We start from the raw sequence: 22,338 nt of genomic DNA, 5'->3' as shown, positions 1-22,338 counted from the left end.
CCGCTAAGGGAGTTCCTGACATGAACAGTCCGAAGAGAGGCTCGTTGACCTTGCTGGCCGGCGCGATGCTGCTGGCAAGCTCGGCCGCCTTCGCCAACGTGGAACCGACCAAGCCGGTAACCATGGCCAAGGAACTGCAACAGGCCAAGACCTACACCGTCAGCAGCGCCCCGACCGCGCCGCTGGAACTGGAAAAGCCGACGCTGCCGGACACCGCCGGCTACACCGCCGACGCCATCGCCGCGAAAATCGTGCGCACCAAGGCCGGCAAAATCAGCGTGCGTCGGATGATGCAAGAGAACGCGCTGAAGGACTTCATCGGCGGCGACAACAAGATGGCCGAATGGGTGGTGCGTCAGCACGGTATCCCGCAGGCGATCTTCATCGACGACGGCTACATGAACCTCAAGGACCTGGCGAAGAAGCTGCCCAAGCAGTACTTCAGCGAAACCTCGCCGGGCGTGTTCCTGGCGAAGTTGCCGATTGTGGTCGGTGAGAAAGGCATCCTCGAAATCGACAAACAGACCCAGGAATTGCGCCTGTCCCAAGAGGCCGGTTCATTCCTGGTCAACGACGGCCAGCTGTTTGTGCGCGACACCAAAATCACTGGCTGGCGCGAGAAGGACAACGGCCCGGCGACGTTCAAGTCGCCGAATGAATTCCGTCCGTTCCTGCTGGCCTGGGGCGGCACCCAGACCTACATCGCCAACAGCAAGATGGCCAGTTTCGGCTACGCCAACAGTAAGTCGTATGGCGTGAGTATTTCCCAGTACACGCCGAACATGGCCAAGGTGCTCAAGCGTCCTGAACCGACCGGCTGGATCATCGGTTCCGAGTTCTCGGACATGTGGTACGGCTTCTACTGCTACGAAACCCGCGACTTCGTGGTCAAGGGCAACACCTACAAAGACAACATCGTCTACGGCATCGACCCGCATGACCGTTCGCACGGCCTGATCATCGCCGACAACACCGTTTACGGGACCAAGAAAAAGCACGGGATCATTATTTCCCGTGAGGTCAACGACAGCTTCATCTTCAACAATCGCAGCTACGACAACAAGTTGTCGGGCCTGGTGATCGACCGGAACAGCGTCAACAACATCATCGCCTACAACGAGATCTACAAGAACCACACCGACGGCATCACCCTCTACGAGAGTGCCGACAACCTGCTGTGGGCGAACAAGGTGATCAGCAACCGTCGCCACGGCATTCGCATTCGTAACAGCGTGAACATTCGCCTGTACGAAAACCTGTCCATGGCCAACGGCCTGACCGGCGTCTACGGCCACATCAAGGACCTGAGCGACACCGACCGGGACATCAAGCTCGACCCGTTCGACGCCCAGGTGTCGCTGATCGTTGTCGGCGGTGAACTGGCCGGCAACGGCAGTGGCCCGCTGTCCATCGACTCGCCGCTGAGCGTCGAGCTGTATCGCGTGTCCATGCTTGCCCCGACCAAATCCAGCGGCATCAGCTTCAGCGGGATTCTCGGCGAGCGTCAGGATGAAATTCTCGACCTGCTGGTACGCCAGCAGAAAGCCGTGCTGATCGACCCTGTCGAACGCCAGACCGAAATGCGGGACTGAGGATAATTTTATGCACCCACACTTGATCAAATTACTCAGCCTGTCGGCCCTGACCGCCGGCATTCTCGCGGCCAGCGGCGGCGTTCGTGCAGATGAAGCCAAAGCGCCGACCTTCAGCGCCGAACCGTGCTGCAACCTGTGCCCCGAAGCCCACGACGCGAAGAACTACACCACGCGTTACCAGCAGAACTTCACCACGCTGGTGCAGGCTCAGGGCGACTGGTTGTTCCGTACGCAAGAAGACTTGCGCACCGAATTCGACACCACCCCCTCCGGCTACAAACGCATGAAAGAACTGCACGATGCGTTCAAGAGCAAAGGCGTGGAGCTGGTGATTGTTTACCAACCCACTCGTGGCCTGGTGAACCGCAACAAGCTCAACCCGGAAGACAAGGCCAGGTTCGATTTCGACAAGGCGCTGAGGAACTACAAGACCATGCTCGGCCGCTTTGCCGCCATGGGTTACGTGGTGCCGGACCTGTCGCCGCTGACCAACGAGTCGCTGCCCGACACCCTGCCCGCCCACGACTTCTACTTCCGTGGCGACCAGCACTGGACGCCGTATGGCGCCCAGCGCACGGCAAAAATCGTCGGCGAGAAAATCAAGCAACTGCCTGAGTTTGCCGGCATTCCCAAGCGTGAATTCGAGAGCCACAGGTCGGGTCGCATGGGCAAGACCGGAACGTTGCACAACATGGCCGGTCAACTCTGTGGCACCAGCTACGCGATCCAGTACATGGATCAATTCACCACCGAGCCAAAAGGCGAAGCAGCGGATGGCGATCTGTTCAGTGATTCCGGCAACCCGGAAATCACCCTGGTCGGCACCAGCCACAGTGGCAAGAACTACAACTTCGCCGGTTTCCTCGAAGAGGCCATCGGCGCCGACATCCTCAACGTGGCGTTCCCCGGCGGTGGCCTGGAAGGTTCGATGCTGCAGTACCTGGGCAGCGAAGAGTTCCAGACCAAGCCGCCGAAGATTCTGATCTGGGAGTTCTCGCCGCTCTACCGCCTCGACCAGGAAACCATCTACCGCCAGATGATGGCGCTGCTGGACAACGGTTGCGAAGGCAAGGATGCACAGATGTCCGGCAGCACCACGTTGAAACCGGGCAAGAACGAATTGATGGTCAACAGCAAGAACCTGAACCTGCAAAACAGCAGTCACCAGGTCGACATCCGTTTCGCCGATCCGTCGGTGAAAACCCTGCAAGCCACCCTCTGGTACATGAACGGTCGCCACGAGGACATCAAGATCGAAAAACCGGAAACCTCCGACACCGACGGGCGTTTCGCCTTTGAGTTGCGCACGGACGAAGACTGGGCCTCGCAGAATCTGCTGGCCGTCGAAATCCAGGGTCCTGAAGCAGGTGCCGCGCAGCAGAAAGTCGAAGCGAAAATCTGCAAACGCAACGTGTTCCCGAGTGCCGAGCAGCGTACTGCTTCGGTCGGGCAATGAGGCAATCATGCAAACCCGAACTTTGAAAAAGCTACTCGCGCCCTCCCTGCTGACGCTGGCGATGTTCGCCGGCGCCACCCAGGCCGCCGCGCCGCTGCGTCCGCCACAGGGTTACTTCGCGCCGATTGAAAAAGTCAAAACCGGCGACAGCAAAGAAGGCTGTGACGCGATGCCGACGCCGTACACCGGCGCGCTGCAATTTCGCAGCAAATACGAAGGTTCCGACAAGGCCCGTTCGACCCTGAACGAGGTATCGGAAAAAGCCTTCCGCGACACCACGGCCGACATCACCAAGATCGAGCGCGGCACCAGCAAGCGCGTGATGCAGTTCATGCGTGACGGTCGCCCGGAACAGCTCGAATGCACGCTGAACTGGTTGACTGCCTGGGCCAAGGCCGATGCGTTGATGTCCAAAGACTTCAACCACACCGGCAAATCGATGCGCAAATGGGCGTTGGGCAGCATGGCGTCTTCGTACATCCGCCTGAAGTTCTCCGACTCGCATCCGTTGGCGAACCACCAGCAAGAGTCGCAGTTGATTGAAGCCTGGTTCAGCAAAATGGCCGATCAGGTGGTCAGCGATTGGGACAACCTGCCGCTGGAACAAACCAACAACCACTCGTACTGGGCCGCCTGGTCGGTGATGGCAACGTCCGTCGCCACCAACCGCCGCGACCTGTTCGACTGGGCCGTGAAGGAATACAAGGTCGGCGCCAATCAGGTCGACGCCCAAGGCTTCTTGCCCAACGAACTCAAGCGCCAGCAACGCGCCCTCGCCTATCACAACTACGCCCTGCCACCGCTGGCGATGATCGCCAGTTTCGCCCAGGTCAACGGTGTGGATCTGCGTCAGGAAAACAACGGCGCGTTGAAACGTTTGGGTGATCGAGTGCTCGCCGGGGTTAAAGACCCGGACGAATTCGAGAACAAGAACGGCAAGGAGCAGGACATGACCGACCTCAAGGTCGACTCGAAATTCGCCTGGCTCGAACCGTTCTGCACGCTCTACACCTGCTCGCCGGATGTGCTTGAGAAAAAGCACGAGATGCAGCCGTTCAAGACCTTCCGCCTCGGGGGTGACCTGACCAAGGTCTACGACCCGGCGAACGAAAAAGGCAAAGGTTCTTAACGCATAACCCTTGTAGGAGCGAGGCTTGCCCGCGAAGAACGATGACACGGTTCATCAGTTCCACCGCGTAACGGCCTTCGCGGGCAAGCCTCGCTCCTACAAGGATCGCGGTGGTTTGAATGCAATACATCTCCCTCGTTTTTTGGTGGGGGGGTTTGGGGGGGCTGCGGCCCTTGACTGTTGGTTAAACATGGAGAGACCGGGATGGTATTTTCATCCAACGTGTTCCTGTTTTTGTTCCTGCCGATCTTTCTCGGCATGTACTACTTGAGCGGAATACGCTATCGCAACCTACTGCTGCTGATCGCCAGCTATGTGTTCTATGCCTGGTGGCGCGTGGACTTCCTGGCGTTGTTCGCCGCCGTCACGCTGTGGAACTACTGGATCGGCCTCAAAGTCGGCGCCGCAGGCGTTCGGACCAAACCGGCCCAGCGCTGGCTGCTGCTCGGCGTGGCCGTCGACCTGTGCATTCTCGGCTACTTCAAGTACGCCAACTTCGGTGTCGACAGCATCAACGCGATGATGACGTCGGTGGGTCTGTCGCCGTTCATCCTGACCCACGTGCTGTTGCCGATCGGGATCTCGTTCTACATCTTCGAGTCCATCAGCTACATCATCGACGTCTACCGTGGTGACACCCCGGCAACACGCAACCTGATCGACTTTGCGGCGTTCGTGGCGATCTTCCCGCACCTGATTGCCGGCCCGGTATTGCGCTTCCGCGACCTCGCCGACCAGTTCAACAACCGCACCCACACCCTCGACAAGTTCTCCGAGGGCTGCACGCGGTTCATGCAGGGTTTCATCAAGAAGGTCTTCATCGCCGACACCCTCGCGGTGGTGGCCGACCATTGCTTCGCCTTGCAGAACCCGACCACGGGCGATGCCTGGCTCGGCGCGCTGGCGTACACCGCGCAGTTGTATTTCGACTTCTCCGGTTACAGCGACATGGCCATCGGCCTGGGCTTGATGATGGGTTTCCGCTTCATGGAAAACTTCAAGCAGCCGTACATCAGCCAGTCGATCACCGAGTTCTGGCGTCGCTGGCACATCAGCCTGTCCACCTGGCTGCGTGACTACCTGTACATCACGCTGGGCGGTAACCGCAAAGGCACGCTGATGACCTATCGCAACCTGTTCCTGACCATGCTGCTCGGTGGTCTGTGGCACGGCGCGAACATCACCTACATCGTGTGGGGTGCGTGGCACGGCATGTGGCTGGCGATTGAAAAAGCGCTGGGCCTGAACACTTCGCCGCGCAGCATCAACCCGATCCGCTGGGCGCTGACCTTCCTGCTGGTAGTGATGGGCTGGGTGATCTTCCGCGCGGAAAACCTGCACGTCGCCGGTCGTATGTACGGCGCGATGTTCAGCTTCGGCGAGTGGTCGCTGTCGGAACTCAACGAGGCCAACCTCACCGGTCTGCAAGTGGCGACTCTGGTGGTGGCGTACGCAACCCTGGCGTTCTTCGGCATCCGTGACTTCTACAGCAACCAGCCACCGGTCAAGACCAAACCTGCGGTCAACGTCGAGGCCGATGGCCCTGCCGGTGCGACACCAGGAATGATCAAAGCCGTACCGGGCGACAACCCGGCCAGCATCCACCAACCGGGTTACACCGTTGGCGTTGAAGCCAGCGTGCAGCCGGCTTACTGGACGGCGGACTGGTCGCGTTACGTGATGCGCACGCTGGTACTGGTGCTGTTCATTGCCTCGATTTTCAAACTCTCGGCGCAAAGCTTCTCGCCGTTCCTTTACTTCCAGTTCTGAGGGATCTGACCATGACCCGCTCATTACGCATCTTCTACATCGCCCTGTTCCTGGTGACCCTGCTGGTCCTGGGCCTGTGGTCGACGCGCAGCTTCTTCGGCTTCAGCACCAACGCCGATGCGACGGTGCTCAATGGCCGCTGGGCCAAGGCTGTCGAAACGCACTACGACGACGAGTTCCCGATCAAGCGCCTGGGCACCAACCTCTGGGCTGCGCTGGATTTCAAACTGTTCAACGAAGGTCGTCCGGGCGTCGTGCTCGGTCGCGATCAGTGGTTGTACAGCGATGAAGAGTTCAACCCGATCGTCAACGAAGAGTTGAACCTGCAAGGCAACTACGCGCTGGTCGAAGGCGTGCGCCAGGAACTGAAAGAGAAAGGCGTGAAACTGGTGATGGCGATCGTGCCGGCCAAGACTCGCCTGTATCCGGAACACCTGGGCGAAGTGAAGCCTTCGAGCATTCACGCCAATCTTTATGAGGACTTCCACGCTCGTCTGGCGGCCAACAAGATCCTCGCACCCGACCTGTACGGCCCCCTGCTGAAGGCCAAGCTCGACGGTCAGCAAGTGTTCCTGCGCACCGACACCCACTGGACCCCGGAAGGCGCGCAAATCGCCGCCCAGACCCTGGCCAAGACCATCGCCGAGAAAACCCCGCTCAGCGGCGAGCCTCAGCGCTTCGTCACCGAGCCGGCAGAGAAAGTGACCCACAAGGGTGACCTGCGTTTGTTCCTGCCGCTTGACCCACTGTTCGAAAACCTGATGCCGGCGACCGAGCCGCTGCAGAAGCGCAACACCGTGGTGGCCGACGATCAGGCTGGCGGTGATGACGCGCTGTTCGCCAACACCGAAGTGCCGGTGGCCCTGATCGGCACCAGCTACAGCGCCAACCCGAACTGGAACTTCGTCGGCGCGCTGAAAGAAGCGCTGAACAGCGACGTGGTCAATTACGCCGAAGACGGCCACGGCCCGATTCTGCCGATGCTCAGCTACCTGAAAAGCGATGCCTTCAAGAACAGCCCGCCACAGGTGCTGATCTGGGAGTTTCCTGAACGTTATCTGCCTGTGAACAACGAAATCGGCGACGCCGACCCGCAGTGGGTCGCAGCGCTCAAAGAAGCCGGCGCCCGCCAACAAAACGTAGCCGTAAACACTAAATCCGAGACGCCCGACCGGGCGCAAAACTGAAAGAGAGGTACACCATGACTTTCACTACTACTCCTCGCCGTCTCGCCAAGACCTTTGCTCTGGCCGCAACCTTCAGCGTGCTGTCCATGAACGCCTTCGCCGCCGGTGACTCGGCCCTCTACGGTCCGACCGCGCCTAAAGGTTCGAGCTTCGTACGGGTCTATAACGCCGGCAACGCTGAAGTCAGCGCCACCGTCGGCAGCACCAACCTGAGCGACGTCGCGCCGCTGTCCAGCACTGACTTCAGCTTCATGCCGGGCGGCGACTACAGCGCCAAGGTCGGCAGCCAGACCCTGCCGGTGAAACTGGCCGGCGATCACTATTACACCCTGGTCAACAACGCCAGCGGCGCGCCGCAACTGATCGAAGAGCCGCCGTTCAAGAACAAGCAAAAATCCCTGGTTCGCGTACAGAACCTGAGCGACAAGGCCCTGACCCTGAAAACCGCCGACGGCAAGACCGAAGTGGTCCCGTCCGTGGCCGCCAAGGGCCGTGGCGAGCGTGAAATCAACCCGGTCAAAGTCAGCCTGGCGCTATACGATGGCGCCACGAAAGTGGGCGACGTGAAACCGGTTGCCCTGGAACGCGGTGAAGCGGCGGTGCTGTACGTCACCGGCAACGGCAGCAGCCTGTCGCCAGTCTGGGTAAAACGCCCGGTTTCGACGCGCTAACAAATTTACCCGGTTGACCCGTGCCCTGTAGGAGCACGGCTTGCCGGCGAAGAGGCCCTCGAGACCGCCTTCGCTGGCAAGCCATGCTCCTACAAGGGACCGAGATGTCAGTCGGGACACGAAACAAAAACAAGAGTGAAACGACAGAACGCAGTAGCTCTGACCCATACGATTTTCAAGGAGTAACAACATGATTCCGGTGATCTTGTCAGGTGGTAGTGGCTCACGTCTTTGGCCGCTTTCCCGTAAGCAGTTCCCTAAACAATTCCTCGCCCTGACCGGCGAACACACGCTGTTCCAGCAAACCCTGGAACGCCTGGTGTTCGAAGGCATGGACACCCCGATCGTGGTCTGCAACAAAGACCACCGCTTCATCGTCAACGAGCAACTGAGCAACCGTAAGCTGGAAACCCAGCGCATCCTGATGGAACCGTTCGGCCGCAACACCGCGCCGGCCGTGGCCCTGACCGCGATGATGCTGGTCAACGAAGGTCGCGACGAACTGATGCTGGTGCTGCCGGCCGACCACGTACTGGAAGATCAGAAAGCCCTGCAACGCGCCCTCGCCCTTGCCACCGTCGCCGCCGAAAACGGCGAAATGGTGCTGTTCGGCGTCCCGGCGACCAAACCGGAAACCGGCTACGGCTACATCAAGTCGACCAACGACTCGCTGCTGCCGGAAGGCGTCAGCCGCGTCTCGCACTTCGTTGAAAAACCGGACGTGAAACGCGCCACCGAGTTCGTCCAGTCCGGCGGCTACTTCTGGAACAGCGGCATGTTCCTGTTCCGCGCCAGCCGCTTCCTCGAAGAGCTGAAAAAGCACGATCCGGACATCTACGACACCTGCCTGCTGACCCTGGAACGCAGCCAACAGGACGCCGACACCGTCACCATCGACGAAGCCACCTTCGCCTGCTGCCCGGACAATTCCATCGATTACTCGGTCATGGAAAAAACCCAGCGCGCCTGCGTCGTACCGCTGACTGCCGGCTGGAGCGATGTCGGTTGCTGGGCGTCGCTGTGGGAAGTAAATGACAAGGACATCAACGGTAACGTCACCAAAGGCGACGTGGTCATTCAGGACAGCAAAAACTGCATGATCCACGGCAACGGCAAACTGGTGTCGGTGATCGGCCTGGAAAACATCGTGGTCGTCGAAACCAAGGACGCCATGATGATCGCGCACAAGGACTCGGTCCAAGGCGTGAAACAGATGGTCAACACCCTCAACGAACAGGGCCGCAGCGAAACCCAGAACCACTGCGAAGTCTATCGTCCGTGGGGTTCCTACGACTCGGTGGACATGGGCGGTCGCTTCCAGGTCAAGCACATCTCGGTCAAACCGGGCGCGTGCCTGTCACTGCAAATGCACCACCACCGCGCCGAACACTGGATCGTGGTCAGCGGCACCGCTGAAGTGACCTGCGACGAGAACGTGTTCCTGCTGTGCGAGAACCAGTCGACCTACATTCCGATTGCTTCGGTTCACCGTTTGCGCAACCCGGGCAAGATTCCACTTGAGATTATTGAAGTGCAATCGGGCAGCTATCTGGGTGAGGACGATATCGAGCGGTTTGAAGATATCTATGGTCGGTCCACGCCGATTGAGCGTGGGGTTTCGGTGAAGACCATCGCGCAGTAAGTCATCGGTAAAAAGAAGCCCCCATCCAGGTCACTGCGTTCCCTATCCGCAGTGGTTTGGGTGGGGGCTTTTTTTATGGAAATCATCAATGGTTCAGGTTTAACCTCGAAAGAGGCGTGTTGATAGGCTTTGCCTTGATCCTTTGCGCCACGTCCGAATCTCTTTGGGTTGAGGAGCCAAACAGCACATATTTCATGTTTGTGCTTTTGCCCACCTCGTTCAAACTCCGAACTGTGACGAAGGTTCGCACCCGCCTCAGTACAGGTATCGACTCTCTTCCAAGCAGATCGCTAAAACCGCCCCTCACCTCGGGTCGAATGAGTGGGTTCTGAATAACGCCACTGACAAACGCCCTGTCTTCACCAGCGGTACGCTGACTTATCGATATTTTCTGAATGGCCAGGATTTCTCGCTTTCCGTTTTCCGGCTTTGCTTTCATCAATGCAAAGAAGCGAGGCTTGTTCGCTGCTGCCGAAGCAGTTGATCCATCAATGCCCTTAGCGACATCACGCATCCGCCCTGCTTGATTTGAAAGCTCTATCATCGACAGTCCCAACTCCGACTTTCCAGCAGTGGATGCACGATTCGCCAAGTCCAGGTACGTCTTGCGGTAGCCCTCCAATGCCTCAACGATTTCCTGCCCAGTCAAGGCGTACTCCGGATCACCCACTTCGAAAACGCGATAGTCATGGGTTTCTTCGTAGCCTCCCTTCGTCTTGTCATGGCGCTGCAACAGGAGATTCAACAGTTGAGTTTCAAGCAAGTGCTGTTTCCAGCCTTGGGTTGAAAGGTCAAGCTCATGGAAAGATGCTTTGGATAATTCGTCACCTGCCAAACCGTTGTAGTCTCGCACCACCATTGGATTGTTTCGAACCATGGCATAGAAATTCAATCCATCAACCGCGCCCGCCGGATCTGGATTCAGCCATCGCTGCAGCCAAGGTACGTAATACCTGAAGCCATAGTAATAAAACCCCGTCGCATCCTGCTCCTTGCCCGAATACCGCACCGTTTTGTAGCTGACCTGCACCGTCGCGCCGTTCCACCATGCCGTGCCGCCAAACGGGTAAAACCTTTCCTGGGTGATGAGGCGGGCGTGCTGATCCAACTCCAGCGTGCTCGAGCCCAGATGATCCGTCAGGCTGTAGCCCTGCTGGTCGTTGCTGATCTCGTTCGGTCTTCCCGCTTCCCAGTGCAACACCCGCACGCTGCCACGCCCGGTCGCCACGTCGATGACATGCAGCACTTCGCCGGTGCCGCTGTGGGTGCGGATTTCCAGGCCGGGCAAATACAGGGTTTCGATGATGTTCGTTTGGGCATTGGTTTGCAGCGAGCGGACTTTGCGCACGCGCAGGCCGTCGGCGCCGTAAACGTAATGCTCGCTGTCGTTTTCGGCATCACGCGCCACCGGGCGGACTTCACACAATTGATTGCGCGCGTCCCAACGCAGCGTTTGCCCCGGTTGCAGCTTCAGCAGGTTGCCGTTGGCATCGAAACTGTCACGGAAGTCTTGTTCAGTCGGCTCGATACCCTCGCGCACCGGCAGGCAGCGGTTGCTGTGAGCATCGGCGACCAGACGATGGCCATGGTTTTGCGGGCCGATGTGGGTCAGTTCGAGCAGGTTGTGGCCGGCGTCATAACGGTAGGTCTGGCGGTAATTGCCGGGCATGGCGGGGGCCGCCGTCATTGCCGACGACGGGCCCTGCCTGACCGAGCCGGCCTCCCAGCCTGTGGCCGCGATCAATCGGTAGAGTGTGTCGTACCAATAATGGCTGACCGGCTCGATACGCTGATTGGCAAAGTAGCGGATCGGCAGCGCGGCGTTTTCGATGCTCAGCACATTGCTGACCGGGTCGTAGGTGTAACGCAGATCCTGCAATGGCTCGTTCTGGCCGAGCCGGGAAAACAGCCGTTGCAGACGCCCGTCCTCGGCGGCGTATTCGAGGGTGGTGATCACGCCATTGCCGGCGACTTCCCTTTCGACCTGGGCGTGGGCGTTGTAGGTAATGGCGCTGACCATCGGCAGGTGTTGGGGCGTGTGGCTCAGACGCAAATCCACGGCGCGCAACTGACCGTCCACAGTCTGGCTGAAGCGTTGTTCGTTACCTTGGGCATCGGTTCGGGAGAGCAGGTCACCCGCTGGGTTGAAGCGTGAGTGCGTTGAAAAAGACTGCGCGATGTCGGCGAGACGTCGCTCTTGCTCGAGAAGCGCAGTGGTCAATCCGTAGTCGTTGAACAGCAGAACACCGGCAAGGTCTGCGTGGCTGATCAGTTGGCTGCACTGGTTGTGAGCGGCGGAAACGGGATCGTTGGCCGCATAAGTCAGATGCTCTGCGCAAATCGCTTCGCCCTCTAACGCCTGCTCGAACAGCGCCGTCAATCGCAGCTGATTGTCGTAGTGCATCCAACGTTGCGAACCCCGGCCATCCCAGGATTGAACCGGTTGGCCCGCCTCACCGAACAAACTCACGCGCAGCCCGGCATCGACACTGAGGGTGCACAAGGCGGTGCCGGAGAGCCCACGAATCGTAACCAGATTGGCCGGCGCCGAGGCATCCAGAAACAGGCGCGGATCGCACTGCGCAACTGCCCTTCCCGCTGGGTCATGGGTCGTGTAATCGACCCGCGCCTCTGCCATATCGCCCGAATCGGCACGGTAATAATCCACCGAGCGAACGGCCAGACTGCGGGGATCGATGGCAATCAGCTTTGGGGTATGGCGGTGCATGGCCGTTACTTGGGTATCCATGACAATTCATCTCGAAGAATGACGATCAGCTAATGCCTAAAACCCATACTTGGCTACTGTCAAAAGTTACAGCCGCGACTGTCGGCGCGATAAAAAGTCGATTTGCATTACGACAGATTCGCCTCCCCACTTGCGTAATTCCACCTAAACCCCAGCTTACTCACCAATATATTTGTGATCGAAATCTGTTTTATTCATTACCATTTTTTTGGGAACAGCAAATTGCGGCCTATAAAATACATTAAGAACTTCACCCAATTCACGCCCCTCCCTTAAAGACATGATTTTCTCCTGAGCCGCAGGACTTAGCAGTCTCACGTCGCGAATGATTCTACGCCCCAGCAACTCGATGGCATGTTCCGGACTAGACATCAATTCGGTAGGATCTTTGGCCACCTCTTGTTTTTTAAGTATTTCAACGTCAGTTTCAGAAAAATAGTCCGGATAATGATTTGTCTGACGTGATTCATAATCATGAATGTCGTTCAACTGCACATGAGCATACTGAACGTAGTGTGATTTATTTGCGTCAACCAGCTTCATTTGATATCGATGCCCTCCAAATCTACTTTTAACCTTTGCATCAGGAGCAACATCAAGTGAAAAATATACAAAATCGACACCACCCACATCATCAATATCACTCGGCTTGCTGTTGCCCTGATTAAATTTAATTCCTTTTTTTTGCAAGCTTTTACGCGACCTTAATACAACATCCCCTTTCTTATCCTGAGGGATTTCGTTTCCCGTAAAGTGAACTATGTAGCTATCCTTACCTGCTTCCACAAAATTATTAAGGAATGCCCTCTCGCTAGGTTCCAAGGGAATGTTTCTAGCTTCTATCAAATTATCCGCACTGATTTTCTGCATCATTTCCAATCCCCCCAACTCACGGCCTCGTCCCTCCACCTTGTCCAGCCACGCCCCCCAAAACTCGCCTTGCTGCATTGCCAAATAAGCCTGGTCCGCGCGACGTCGGGTTAGTCCGGAATGATCAATGAAGTTCAACGGATTGTTTCCGACAAAACAAAATTGATTAAGCCCATCGATAATTCCCGCCGGATCCGGACTCAACCACCGCTGCAACCAAGCCACGTAATACCGCAACCCATAGTAATAAAGCCCCGTCGCATCCCTCTCTTTCCCCGAATACCGAACCGTTTTACGACTCGCCTCTACCTCCCCCCTCCCGGCAAACCAGGCGGTAGTCCCGAACGGGTGATAACGCTCCTGGCTGATCACTTCGCCGTCGCTGTCGAGCTCCAGGGTGGAGGACCCCAAATGATCACTCAGGCAAAACCGGTATTGATCATTGGCGCTGTCCTTTGGCGGCGCCGTTTCCCAGTGCAACACCCGCACGCTGCTGCGCCCGGTCTGGACGTTGATCACATGCAGCACTTCGCCGGTGCCGCTGTGGGTACGCATTTCCAAACCTGGCAAATAACGCACTTCAACCAAAACCGTTCGGGCATTGGTTTGCGTCGAGCGGACTTTGCGCACGCGCATGCCGTCGGATCCGTAGCTGTAACCCTCACTGTCGTCTGGGGCACCGTTTCGTTCTACCGGCCGCACTTCGCACAACTGGTTACGCAGGTCCCAACTCAAGGTTTGTCCCGGTTGCAACGTCAGCAGGTTGCCGTTGGCGTCGAAGCCCCTGCGAAAATCCTCTTCGCCGGGGTCCACGCCCTCGACCACTGGCAGGCAACGGTTGCTGAAGGGCGCGACGACCAGACGATGCCCATGCTTTTGCGGCCCCTCGTGGATGAGTCCCAACAAGTTGCCGCCCCGATCGTAGTGATAGCTCTGACAGTAATTGCCCCGTGGCGCGGGATCGTCGAAGGCCGAAAACTGTGGGCCTCTGTTCGCGCCGCCGGCCTCCCAGCCCGTCGCACGAATCAACTGATTGAGGCTGTCGTAGGCATATCCGTTGACCGGGTCGATACGCTGGTTGGCGAAGTAGCTAGTCGGTACGGCGTCGTCTTCGATGCGCAGCACGTTGCCCGTCGGGTCGTATTCATAATGGGAATCTTGCAGGACTTCGTTGCCGCGCCTGGCGTGCAAGCGGGTCAGACGAGCATCTTCCGGGGCGTATTCGAGCGTGGTGATCACGCCGTTGCCCGCCACTTCCCGTTCGGTCTGGCCATGGGCGTTGTACTGGATGGCGCTGACCAGCGTTTTTGGCGTGGTGTCGCTGCGCAGTTGCAGTCGTACCTCGCGCAACTGGCCGGCGACGGTGTGGCTGAACAACTGACGGTTGCCTTGGGCGTCGGTCTGTTCAACAGCCTCGCCCAGCGGGTTGAAGCGTGAGCGAGTGGTCGCGCCAGATCCCGGTTCCAGCCAGGTATCGCGCTCGTCCACGTGTTCGGGCCAATCGGGGATTTCCAACGTACGCAGAAAGTGCCGGGTCTGCTCAAGCAACCCGCCGGTCAATCCAAACGTCGGGAACAGCTGCGTGCCTGCCCGGTCGTCATGCCGGATCAATTGGCCGCACTGATTGCGATCGGCAGACGCCGGATCATTGGCTGCATAAGTCAGACGCTCTGCGCAAACAGCTTCGCCCCTCGCGGTTTGCTCGAACAGCGCGGTCAGGCGCAGTTGATTGTCATAGTGCATCCAGCGTTGCGACCCCCGACCATCCCAGGACTGAACCGGTTGATCTGCCTCGCCGAAAAGATTCACGCTCAAGCCGGCGTCGACACTGACGGTACTCAACGCAGTGTCGGACAGTGACAGGATGCTGCTGAGGTTCGCCGGTGCCGAAGCCTCCAGGAACAACCGCGGATCCCGCTGCGCAATCGCCCGCCCCGCCGGGTCATGAACCGTGCGGTTGACCCGAGCTTCGGCGACTTCACCCTGCGCGGCGCGGTAATAATCCACCGAACGCACGGCCAGCCCCCGCGGTTCAACGACCGTCATGCTTGGGGTGTCGCGGTGCAGGAAAGCCAGCTGAGGTTGCATCAGGCGTCTTCATGTCGATTTGCACCAGCTAATGCTGAAAACCCATGCATGGCTACTGTCACAAATTACAGGCTCGACAAACGGTCGCCCTCACCACGCCCATCGCCAAGCACACCCGCCCTTAGGTAGGATGAGCCTCTCTCCTGCGAGGTTGTGCGACATGTTCATCGGCGTCCTGTTGGTCATCACCTGGCTGATCCTGTTGCTGCGCTACCCGTCCAAGGCCCTGCCCGTTTCGGTGGCGGCCGCCATTGGACTGGGGCTGGTGGCCACCTGGGTGGTCTGGCTGGACAATCGCGAGGTCAAGCAATTGGCGCGCCTTGAGTTGCGCATCACTTACGCGCCGGAGCACTGCCCGGCGGATCGCCCTTTGCTATTGAAAATGAACAACGGCAACGACGTGCCGCTGACCGAACTGCGCTGGCGCGTCGCTGCCTACGCGCCGGGCGATACGGTCAACCTCGCCGACAATCAATACGCCGCACCGCGTTATCGCGGCCCAGGTGAACTGCAAGCCGGGGCGAACTGGGAAGATTGCCTGCCCATGCCGCCGCTGCGTCCCGGTTATCGCCCGCAAACCCTGGAGTTTCGCGCCGAGCGTTTGCAGGGTAGTTTCTCCGACTGACCCCCACTCTTCCCTTTGCACAAGGACCGCGCCATGCCCGTTGCGTTGATTACCGGTTGTTCCAGCGGCATTGGCCGCGCTCTGGCGGATGCCTTTAAAGGTGCCGGTTATAAAGTCTGGGCCAGCGCCCGCAAGGCTGAAGACGTTGCCGCGTTGACGGCGGCCGGTTTCACCGCCGTGCAGCTGGACGTCAACGATGGCGTGGCACTTGAAGCGTTGGCCGGGCAGATCAACCAGCAACATGGCGGCCTCGATGTGCTGATCAACAACGCCGGTTATGGCGCCATGGGGCCGCTGCTGGACGGCGGTGTGCCGGCCATGCAGCGGCAGTTCGAAACCAATGTGTTTGCGATTGTCGGTGTGACGCGCGCGCTGTTTCCAGTGCTGCGCCGGGCCAAAGGGATAGTGGTGAATATCGGCAGCGTTTCCGGGGTCCTGGTCACGCCATTTGCCGGTGCTTACTGCGCCTCGAAAGCCGCAGTGCATGCCTTGAGCGATGCGTTGCGCATGGAACTGGCGCCGTTCGGTGTGCGAGTGATGGAGGTGCAACCGGGCGCCATCGCGTCCAGTTTTGCCAAGAATGCCGGGGCAGAGGCGGAGCAGTTGATCAGCGAACAGTCACCGTGGTTTCCGCTGCGTGAGGGCATTCGTGCGCGGGCCAAGGCGTCCCAGGACAACCCGACGCCGGCCAGTGAGTTTGCCGCCGGTTTGCTCAAGGCAGTGCAGCAGGACAAACCGCCGCGCCTGATTCGTTTGGGCAATGGCAGCCGGGCGTTGCCGTTGTTGGCGGGGTTGCTGCCCAAAGGGTTGCTGGAGTCGGGGTTGATGAAGCGGTTCGGGTTGAGTGGGCAGCTTTGAGACCGCGTTATCGTTCTTCGCGGGCGAGCCTCGCTCCTACAGGTTTTGCGCGAGCCTTGTAGGAGCGAGGCTTGCCCGCGAAAGCGTCAGATCAGACTCTGCAAAATTTTCAGGAAGTAACATGACCGACTACACCGAATACTTCGACGAAGTGATCCAGGCCCACGTCGCCATCGAGCAATGGCTGGCCGAAGAACGAAACGTCACCGAACTTGAACACTTGCTCGCCCGTTTTTCACCGCAGTTTTCCATGGTCTCGCCGTTGGGCCGAGTGCTGGATTTCGACGCGCTTGGCGAGTTGTTCCGGATGGCGGGCGGGAAGAAGCTCGGGTTCAGGATTGAGCTCAGCGAGTTGCGTGGCATTGCGCTGTCCGACAACGGCGCGACCGTGAGTTATCGCGAGCAGCAGACCGATGCGACCGGCCAGCAGACGGACCGGCGTTCGACGGTGGTGTTTGAGAAGCAGGCCGGTGGAAAGGTGGTTTGGCGGCATTTGCATGAGACGTTTTGCAAGGAGTGAGCTGTAAGACCGAGGCGCCTGCATCGCGAGCAGGCTCACTCCCACAGTAAAACTTCAGTGAACACAAGATATATGTACGACGGAGATCAAGTGTGGGAGCGAGCCTGCTCGCGATGGCCGCGACTCGGTCCAAAAGTTAGTTAACCACCACCGTGCACGTAATCCCCGCCGCCAACAACACCCCTTCCGGCACTTCATCAATGTGAATCCGCACCGGCACCCGCTGTGCCAGGCGCACCCAGTTGAACGTCGGGTTCACGTCCGCAATCAGCTCGCGGCTTTCCGGATTATCGCGGTCGTAGATCCCGCGAGAAATACTCTCCACATGCCCCTTGAGCACTTCGCCGCTCATCAGTTGCATGTCGGCCTTATCGCCCACCCGCACGTGCGGCAGTTTGGTTTCTTCGAAGAAGCCATACACCCAGAACGAGTTCATATCGACCACAGCCATTTTCGCTTCGCCGATGCGTGCGTAGTCGCCGGGATGCACGTTGAGGTTGGTCACGTAACCGTCCACCGCCGCGCGCACTTCGGTGCGTTTGAGGTTCAGTTCGGCGGCTTCCAGTTGCGCTTGCGCGTGTTGGTAATCGGCGAGGGCCGAGTCTGCGATATTGCTGGCGTCGTCGCGGTTTTCCTTGGAGATCACCAAGGCATCCATGTCGGCGCGGCGATGGGCGTTGACCTTGCGCATCTCCCACGTCGACTTGCGTGAAGCCACCAGTGCCTGCGCCTGTTTGACCGCGATGCGGTAGTGCTCGGGGTCGATGCGCATCAGCAGATCGCCCTTCTTCACCTGTTGGTTGTCGCGCACCGGCACGTCCACCACTTCACCGGTGACGTCGGCGGCGACGTTGATGATGTCGGCGCGCACCCGGCCGTCGCGGGTCCACGGCGTGTTCATGTAATGCACCCACAGGGTTCGGCCAATCCACAGCGCGAGGGCCAGCACCAGCAGAGTGGCGAGCAGGCTGAAAAGCTTTTTCATCAGAGCCTTCTTCAGAGATAGAGAGTCAGTGGTAGACAGTCAGCGCCAAAGCACCAAACAGACAGGTAAACAAACTCAGGCGCAACAACGCCGGGTGCCAGAAAAAACGGTACAGATCGAACCCGGACAGGAACCGGTCCAGCGCCCAGGCCAGCACCGCGGCGATGAAGAACATCAGCGTCATGGTCGGCATGTACACGCCGTGGAAGGCGATTTCACGAGGCATGTTCAAGTCCTTGGGGCGTGGTCATTGCGTAGGCGGCAAGCGGTGATTGCGGGTCGAGTAATGAGGTGCGGATGAAATGCAGGTAGCTCTTCACCCGGCGCAACGCCGAGGTGTCGAAGTGCGGCGCGAAGGGCTCGTCGGTGGCTTGCACGCGGCTGATCGCATGGTCCACCGCGATCAGGCAGCGCTGCAGATTGCTCTGGCCCGGTTGCAGAAACAGCCGCACCAGCGAACGGCCCATCACGCGGATGGCCTGGCGCCACGGCTGCGATTCGGCGTACGCCGGGTGCACCGGCAGAATCGCCTGTTCCTTGCGTAACTCGATGATCGCGTGACCGACTTCCAGCACCACGAACATCCAGCGCAGCAAGTCCCGTTGCACCTGCGGCTGACCGGCGGCGAGACCGTAGGCCTGATGCAGCAAGTCCCGCGTGCGGCTTTCGAAACTCGACGCCAGGCCCTTCAGTTTGCCGCCGATCGCATACACCACTTGCCCGCGCAGGTCCTGCTCCAACCGGCGCCATAACCAGCGACTGTTCGGCGGCAGGATGATCGCCCCCGCAGCGGCGCACACCAGCATGCCGAGCACCATGGCGATGTAGTCGTTGATGAAGGTGTAAGGGTTGTAGATGGTGAGGTTGTCCGGCACCGAACCGGTGCTGAAAAAGATCAGCAAACCGAGGCCGACACCGGCGTATTGCGGGCGCGAGGTCAGGAACGAACCGAGCACGATCACCGGCGCGAGCATCACGCACAGCAACGGAAACCCATCGATCCACGGGAAGATGAAAAACATCTCGACGAAGCCGATCAGCGCCCCCAGGAACGTGCCGCAGGCCATCTGGAACGCCATGCGTTTCGGGTTCGGCGTTGCCGCCGAAAGGCCCACGGTGGCGGCGGCAATCAGGGTCATCATCGCCCCGCTCGGCCACGCGGTGGCGACCCAATAACTGCCCAACACCACGAGAATGAACGCCGCGCGAATCCCCGAAGCGGCAGACGCCATCCAGTTGGTTTGCGGGGTGAAAGGCTCGTCCCACTGCTCCCGTTCATGGCTGTGATCAGCCAGGGACGCGTGGGTCTGTGCATAACCGTGCAGGTCGTCGACGAAGCGATAGAGCAGCTCATACGCGGTATGAAAATCGAGCTGCTCGGCGTCGCTTGGCTCGCTCTCCTGAAACGTCGCGCGCAGGCTGCGGACACGCGCCGGCAGCGCTTCTTTGTAGGCGCTCAGCGCAATCACCAGGCGTGCGGCGTCAGGGCTGGTCAACGCGCGACCACTGAAACCGTCGAGCACTTCCGCGAGGTCCTGCAAGCCCGGCTTGATTGCCGCGACCACATGATCGGCGCCACTGCTGCGCAAGCGTTCGAGCAGTTGGTGCAGGGCATTGAACCGCGTGGTGACGCCCATGAACTCGCTGTTCAAGCGACTGAGCCGACCGTTGCGCCGACGCATGTGCGGGTCTTCGAACACGGTGACGCTGCGCAGCCCTTCCAGGCCGACCGCCTCGGCGATGAAGCGCACGTTGCTCGCTTCAAAAGCGTCCCGTTTGCTGCGACCGCGCAAGCCATCGGTGACGAACAAGGCGAACACACCGAAGCGTTGATACAAAGCGTTGCGCATCGCCGCGCTGGCGGTTTGCGGCAGGATCGCAGCGCTGACCAGCGTGGCACAGAGAATCCCCAACGAGATTTCCAGCACGCGCCAGACCGCCGCCATGAACGCGCCCTCCGGGTGCGCCAGGGCCGGCAAGCCGACCATCGCGGCGGTGTACCCGGCCAGCACAAATCCGTAGGCGCGGAAGTTACGAGAACGCGCCGCGCCGGCCGAGCAGATGCCGACCCAGATCGCCAGCGAACCAAGGAACAACTCGGTGTTCTGTGCGAACAAGGCAATCAGCGCGACCATCACCGCCGACCCGGTCAGCGTGCCGAGAAAGCGGTAGAAACTCTTGGCGAACACCTGGCCGCTTTGCGGTTGCATGACAATGAACACGGTGATCATCGCCGTGCGCGGTTGCGGCAATTCCAGACGCATGGCCAGCCACAGGGTCAGGAACGCGGCGAACAACACCTTGAAAATGTAGACCCAGGTCACGCCGTCGCTGCGTGCCCAGTCGAAGAAACCCCGGCGCCATTCAAGGGTGTACAGCCAGCGCAGCGGTGCGGGCAAGGGAGTCATGAAATCCTGCTTAATTCAGTCTGACCGGGGACCTGTAGGAGCGAGCCTGCTCGCGATAGCGGTCTGACATTCAACATCGATGTCGACTGACACTCCCTCATCGCGAGCAGGCTCACTCCTACAGGTTTTGTGTTCAACGCAATAGAACCGGGGTTTTCGGGGGCTGGGTTTTCTCAGCATTCGGCACGTCATTACCCGCACCAAGCCCGCCACCGAGCGCCGTCACCAATTCGGCGTGAGCACTCAGCCGCGCGGCCTGAACCTGTTGCTGAACCTGCTGCTGTTTGAACAACAAGGTCTGGGCATTGAGCACGTTGAGGTAATCGGTGAGCCCGCGTTGATAAGCGATCATCGCGATGTCGTAAGTCTTCTGCGCGGTGGCCACGGATTCGGCGGCGAAGGTTTGCTGCTTGTCCATGGATTCGCGGCGGATCAACTGGTCGGAGATGTTTTTCAGCGCATTGACCAGCGTCTGGTTGTACTTCGCCACGGCGATGTCGTAACCGGCCGAGGCTTCCCCCAACTCGGCGCGCAATCGGCCACCGTCGAAGATCGGCAACGAGATCGCCGGACCGACGCTGTAGTTGAGTTTCTTGCCGGTCAAAAACTCCAGCGCACCGCCGCCGGTGGCCATGTAGCCGAGGCTGCCGACCAGATCGACGTTGGGGTAGAAACCCGCGTGAGCCACATCGATGCCCCGCGCCTGAGCCGCCACTTGCCAGCGGCTGGCGACCACGTCGGGACGCTGGCCGAGCAATTGCGCCGGCAGCGACGATGGCAGTTTCAGCGCAGTGCCCAATGCCAACGTGGGTCGCTGCAACTGCGCGCCGTCGCCCGGGCCTTTGCCGGCGAGTGCGGCAAGCTGATTGCGGCTGAGGGCGATTTCTTCGTCCAGCGCGTCGAGCTGGCGGTGGGTTTCCGGCAGCGGCGTTTCGGCCTGGCTGACTTCGAAGTGGGTGCCGATGCCGCCGCTCAGGCGTTTCTGGGCGAGGTCGAGAATTTGCTGCTGTTGTTGCAGGGTCGCGGCGACGATGTCCCGTTGCGCGTAATGCAGCGACAGTTCGATGTAGGCGCGCACGATGTTGTTCTGCAGTTCGAGCTGGGCCAGACGCGCTTCGGCGGCGCTCATGTGCGCCATGTCGACGGCGCGCTCGGTGGCGTTGCTTTCACGGCCCCAGAGGTCGAGGGCGTAGCTGAAGCCCAGCGCGGCGTTGTTGTCCCACGTCGTCGCATTGGCCAGCTCGCCCGGCCCGTAGAACTGATCGGTGGGCCAGTTGTGGCGCTTGAGGGTGGACCCGCCATTGATCTGCAGCGACTCGGCAGACTCGGCGATGCCCGCCATGGATTTGGCCTGACGCACCCGCGCCGCCGCCATGGCCATGGTCGGGCTGCCTTGCAGAGCGAGGTCGATCCAGCGGTTCAGTTGCGGGTCGCCATACGCCTGCCACCATTGCGCGGTGGGCCAGTGAGCGTCCTGCGCGGCGCTCTGGATGGCGTCGTCGGTGGCCAGTGAATTGGCCTCCAGTGCCTTGCCCTGCGGGGCAATACCTGCGGTTCCGATGCAGCCGCTGATTGCCAGGGTTAAAGTCAAAACACTGAGCGTCTGAAGCGCTCTGCTGATGCGACGCGGCACTGCTGCGATTTCCCGAGAAAGTGGACTGGATCCCGTAGGAGCGAAGCTTGCTCGCGAAGAACGATAACGCGGTCCATCTGTTAAACCGCGTTATCGTTCTTCGCGAGCAAGCTTCGCTCCTACAAGGAACGGCGCAATTCTAGGGGGCGGGT

Annotated in this window: 16 protein-coding genes; 10 read left to right on the top strand and 6 right to left on the bottom strand. The window is 59.6% G+C overall.

Annotated features, from left to right (window positions below):
- Window positions 1-20 precede the first annotated feature (20 nt).
- The 7 genes from algG to IB246_RS19270 all read left to right on the top strand — a co-directional run bounded on the left by algG (window position 21) and on the right by IB246_RS19270 (window position 9,450).
- Window positions 21-1,592 carry a mannuronan 5-epimerase AlgG gene (gene algG, locus IB246_RS19300; RefSeq protein ID WP_008044505.1) on the top strand — a complete coding sequence of 524 codons (1,572 nt, stop codon included), beginning with the start codon at window positions 21-23 and terminating at the stop codon, window positions 1,590-1,592.
- A gap of 10 nt (window positions 1,593-1,602) precedes the next feature.
- Window positions 1,603-3,051 carry an alginate O-acetyltransferase gene (locus IB246_RS19295; RefSeq protein ID WP_008044503.1) on the top strand — a complete coding sequence of 483 codons (1,449 nt, stop codon included), beginning with the start codon at window positions 1,603-1,605 and terminating at the stop codon, window positions 3,049-3,051.
- Between the two features lie 7 nt (window positions 3,052-3,058).
- Window positions 3,059-4,180 (top strand): mannuronate-specific alginate lyase, encoded by a 1,122-nt coding sequence (locus tag IB246_RS19290; protein ID WP_008044501.1) that lies wholly within the window; start codon window positions 3,059-3,061, stop codon window positions 4,178-4,180.
- Window positions 4,181-4,384: 204 nt separating this feature from the next.
- Entirely contained in the window at window positions 4,385-5,950 is a 1,566-nt protein-coding gene (locus IB246_RS19285) for an MBOAT family O-acyltransferase (protein ID WP_008044499.1), read from the top strand.
- Window positions 5,951-5,961: 11 nt separating this feature from the next.
- Window positions 5,962-7,137 carry an alginate O-acetyltransferase gene (locus IB246_RS19280; RefSeq protein WP_008025360.1) on the top strand — a complete coding sequence of 392 codons (1,176 nt, stop codon included), beginning with the start codon at window positions 5,962-5,964 and terminating at the stop codon, window positions 7,135-7,137.
- A 14-nt stretch (window positions 7,138-7,151) separates the two neighbouring features.
- Window positions 7,152-7,808 carry an alginate O-acetyltransferase AlgF gene (locus IB246_RS19275; protein ID WP_008044492.1) on the top strand — a complete coding sequence of 219 codons (657 nt, stop codon included), beginning with the start codon at window positions 7,152-7,154 and terminating at the stop codon, window positions 7,806-7,808.
- 190 nt (window positions 7,809-7,998) lie between these two features.
- Entirely contained in the window at window positions 7,999-9,450 is a 1,452-nt protein-coding gene (locus tag IB246_RS19270) for a mannose-1-phosphate guanylyltransferase/mannose-6-phosphate isomerase (RefSeq protein WP_008044490.1), read from the top strand.
- Between the two features lie 85 nt (window positions 9,451-9,535).
- Here the strand turns inward: IB246_RS19270 and IB246_RS19265 are convergent, their stop codons facing one another.
- Window positions 9,536-12,199: an RHS repeat domain-containing protein gene (locus IB246_RS19265; protein ID WP_008044488.1), complete on the bottom strand. Its 2,664-nt coding sequence runs from the start codon at window positions 12,197-12,199 to the stop codon at window positions 9,536-9,538.
- 156 nt (window positions 12,200-12,355) lie between these two features.
- A complete protein-coding gene (locus IB246_RS19260) occupies window positions 12,356-15,157 on the bottom strand; it encodes an RHS repeat domain-containing protein (protein WP_008044487.1) in 2,802 nt (933 codons plus the stop codon).
- Between the two features lie 160 nt (window positions 15,158-15,317).
- On the opposite strand from IB246_RS19260, the gene IB246_RS19255 reads away from it, so the two are divergent.
- The 3 genes from IB246_RS19255 to IB246_RS19245 all read left to right on the top strand — a co-directional run bounded on the left by IB246_RS19255 (window position 15,318) and on the right by IB246_RS19245 (window position 17,160).
- Window positions 15,318-15,782 carry a hypothetical protein gene (locus tag IB246_RS19255; protein ID WP_008044486.1) on the top strand — a complete coding sequence of 155 codons (465 nt, stop codon included), beginning with the start codon at window positions 15,318-15,320 and terminating at the stop codon, window positions 15,780-15,782.
- 33 nt (window positions 15,783-15,815) lie between these two features.
- Window positions 15,816-16,640 carry an SDR family oxidoreductase gene (locus IB246_RS19250; RefSeq protein WP_008044485.1) on the top strand — a complete coding sequence of 275 codons (825 nt, stop codon included), beginning with the start codon at window positions 15,816-15,818 and terminating at the stop codon, window positions 16,638-16,640.
- Between the two features lie 121 nt (window positions 16,641-16,761).
- Entirely contained in the window at window positions 16,762-17,160 is a 399-nt protein-coding gene (locus tag IB246_RS19245; protein ID WP_008044483.1) for a DUF4440 domain-containing protein, read from the top strand.
- Between the two features lie 136 nt (window positions 17,161-17,296).
- On the opposite strand, the gene IB246_RS19240 is transcribed toward IB246_RS19245, so the two are convergent.
- From IB246_RS19240 to IB246_RS19225, 4 genes are all read right to left on the bottom strand, one after another.
- Window positions 17,297-18,145, bottom strand: a complete 849-nt coding sequence (locus tag IB246_RS19240) for an HlyD family secretion protein (RefSeq protein WP_008044482.1) — start codon at window positions 18,143-18,145, stop codon at window positions 17,297-17,299.
- A 25-nt stretch (window positions 18,146-18,170) separates the two neighbouring features.
- Entirely contained in the window at window positions 18,171-18,371 is a 201-nt protein-coding gene (locus tag IB246_RS19235; protein ID WP_008025348.1) for a DUF1656 domain-containing protein, read from the bottom strand.
- On the bottom strand, window positions 18,361-20,553 hold the full coding sequence (locus IB246_RS19230) for an FUSC family protein (protein ID WP_008044480.1): 2,193 nt from the start codon (window positions 20,551-20,553) through the stop codon (window positions 18,361-18,363). Before IB246_RS19230 ends, IB246_RS19235 begins: the two co-directional genes overlap by 11 nt.
- 133 nt (window positions 20,554-20,686) lie before the next feature.
- Entirely contained in the window at window positions 20,687-22,186 is a 1,500-nt protein-coding gene (locus IB246_RS19225) for an efflux transporter outer membrane subunit (RefSeq protein WP_008041777.1), read from the bottom strand.
- Between the last annotated feature and the right edge of the window lie 152 nt (window positions 22,187-22,338).

The sequence above is a fragment of the Pseudomonas sp. PDM01 genome (assembly GCF_014852325.1).
GTDB lineage: Bacteria > Pseudomonadota > Gammaproteobacteria > Pseudomonadales > Pseudomonadaceae > Aquipseudomonas > Aquipseudomonas migulae.
The sequence above is the reverse complement of the archived record's forward strand: the minus strand, read 5'-3'. Positions and strand labels throughout refer to the sequence as shown.

Bases quoted from the DNA above. Each gene is read 5' to 3' on its own strand.
- algG (WP_008044505.1), top strand. From the start codon at position 21: ATGAACAGTCCGAAGAGAGGCTCGTTGACCTTGCTGGCCGGCGCGATG.
- IB246_RS19295 (WP_008044503.1), top strand. From the start codon at position 1,603: ATGCACCCACACTTGATCAAATTACTCAGCCTGTCGGCCCTGACCGCC.
- IB246_RS19290 (WP_008044501.1), top strand. From the start codon at position 3,059: ATGCAAACCCGAACTTTGAAAAAGCTACTCGCGCCCTCCCTGCTGACG.
- IB246_RS19285 (WP_008044499.1), top strand. From the start codon at position 4,385: ATGGTATTTTCATCCAACGTGTTCCTGTTTTTGTTCCTGCCGATCTTT.
- IB246_RS19280 (WP_008025360.1), top strand. From the start codon at position 5,962: ATGACCCGCTCATTACGCATCTTCTACATCGCCCTGTTCCTGGTGACC.
- IB246_RS19275 (WP_008044492.1), top strand. From the start codon at position 7,152: ATGACTTTCACTACTACTCCTCGCCGTCTCGCCAAGACCTTTGCTCTG.
- IB246_RS19270 (WP_008044490.1), top strand. From the start codon at position 7,999: ATGATTCCGGTGATCTTGTCAGGTGGTAGTGGCTCACGTCTTTGGCCG.
- IB246_RS19265 (WP_008044488.1), bottom strand. From the start codon at position 12,199: ATGGATACCCAAGTAACGGCCATGCACCGCCATACCCCAAAGCTGATT.
- IB246_RS19260 (WP_008044487.1), bottom strand. From the start codon at position 15,157: ATGCAACCTCAGCTGGCTTTCCTGCACCGCGACACCCCAAGCATGACG.
- IB246_RS19255 (WP_008044486.1), top strand. From the start codon at position 15,318: ATGTTCATCGGCGTCCTGTTGGTCATCACCTGGCTGATCCTGTTGCTG.
- IB246_RS19250 (WP_008044485.1), top strand. From the start codon at position 15,816: ATGCCCGTTGCGTTGATTACCGGTTGTTCCAGCGGCATTGGCCGCGCT.
- IB246_RS19245 (WP_008044483.1), top strand. From the start codon at position 16,762: ATGACCGACTACACCGAATACTTCGACGAAGTGATCCAGGCCCACGTC.
- IB246_RS19240 (WP_008044482.1), bottom strand. From the start codon at position 18,145: ATGAAAAAGCTTTTCAGCCTGCTCGCCACTCTGCTGGTGCTGGCCCTC.
- IB246_RS19235 (WP_008025348.1), bottom strand. From the start codon at position 18,371: ATGCCTCGTGAAATCGCCTTCCACGGCGTGTACATGCCGACCATGACG.
- IB246_RS19230 (WP_008044480.1), bottom strand. From the start codon at position 20,553: ATGACTCCCTTGCCCGCACCGCTGCGCTGGCTGTACACCCTTGAATGG.